At 34.1% G+C, this 1460-nt stretch carries 3 tRNA genes and 2 rRNA genes; all 5 read left to right on the top strand.

Going from position 1 to position 1460, the window contains the following annotated elements:
* Positions 1–8: 8 nt before the first annotated feature.
* Positions 9–125, top strand: a 5S ribosomal RNA gene (gene rrf, locus KPL50_RS26390).
* Between the two features lie 5 nt (positions 126–130).
* Positions 131–205 (top strand) — tRNA-Asn (locus KPL50_RS26385).
* A 41-nt stretch (positions 206–246) separates the two neighbouring features.
* Positions 247–363, top strand: a 5S ribosomal RNA gene (gene rrf, locus KPL50_RS26380).
* 7 nt (positions 364–370) lie between these two features.
* Positions 371–447, top strand: a tRNA-Ile gene (locus tag KPL50_RS26375).
* A 3-nt stretch (positions 448–450) separates the two neighbouring features.
* A tRNA-Ala gene (locus KPL50_RS26370) sits at positions 451–526 on the top strand.
* Positions 527–1460: the final 934 nt, after the last annotated feature.

Raw genomic sequence — 1460 nt, 5'->3', positions numbered from 1 at the left:
TTTCTCAATCTAGTGATTATGGCATGAAGGTAACACCCGTTCCCATACCGAACACGAAGGTTAAGCTTCAATGCGCTGATGGTACTGCAGGGGTGACCTTGTGGGAGAGTAAGTCGTCGCTAGGTAATGTTCCGCGATAGCTCAACGGTGGAGCACTCGGCTGTTAACCGATAGGTTGAAGGTTCAAATCCTTTTCGCGGAGCCATTTTTTTAAAACTTAATAACTTATTGGTGGATATTAACGAATCTGGTGATTATGGCATGAAGGTAACACCCGTTCCCATACCGAACACGAAGGTTAAGCTTCAATGCGCTAATGGTACTGCAGGGGTGACCTTGTGGGAGAGTAAGTCGTCGCCAGGTAATTTATGGATCTTTAGCTCAGCTGGTTAGAGCTACCGGCTCATAACCGGTCGGTCCGGGGTTCGAGTCCCTGAAGGTCCACCATAAGGGGATATAGCTCAGCTGGGAGAGCACCTGCCTTGCACGCAGGGGGTCAAGGGTTCGATTCCCTTTATCTCCACCAAAAAAAACAGTCCAATATGGACTGTTTTTTTTATTTTAGAAAATTATTATATGTAATTAAGAGTAGTCTGTTAGCATAATTTAAGAAAAAAATATAAGTCTATATATTTAATAAGCAATGGGAATCTCAATTCTAAATAAACGGATGTACGATTTTAGATAAGGTCGTACATCCGTTTATTTTGTTTAAGGTACTGATTTATATAGGTTGTTAAGCATTTAGTTAAATTTAGTTAAATTTAGTTAAGCAGTTATAATTTTAAAATTGTTATTTTTAAACAAATGGGTGTAACTTTTAAGTAACGTTGTGCGTCTAAGGTAGTTTGATACTTAACATTGGAGATACCCAAACGGAAAGTATAACAATAAATATTATATAGAAGATAGATCTTTTCGTATTTCACGTCACAACATCCATAAATGGTATTTATCAGAAATTATAAATACCATTTATGGATGTTTTTTTGCACGGATGTTAGCGGTAATTATATAAAGTGTACATTGGAATTAGTATGCAAGAGGTCAAAGATGCTTTGAACAATCACATAAATATATTTATAACTTTTGAAAATAAATGTATAATATGCTCAAATACAGATAAGTAATTAAATACTTAACCATGTGTGTCAATATAACTAAAACAATGAAATATGTAGCAATATGAAGTAAATAAGGAATAACCTTGGCATACAACAATAAACCTAAATATACTATTTCATTGTTATGATAGAATACTCCTTGTCGTTGCGAATGAGTAACGATGAAGTAAAGCTTGATAAGATAACATTTAATATTTTAAAAATTTAACTTTAAAAAATATTAATAAAGTTGTTGACAAAACAAGCAATACCTAGTAATATAGTAGAAGTCGTCGGTTGACGATTAACACAAAACAAACAGTTGGTCTTTGAAAATTAAACAGAGAAATAGGTAAA

This window comes from Clostridium sp. CF012 (assembly GCF_018861755.1).
GTDB lineage: Bacteria > Bacillota > Clostridia > Clostridiales > Clostridiaceae > Clostridium_AD.
This window is presented reverse-complemented; position numbering and strand designations above follow the sequence as displayed.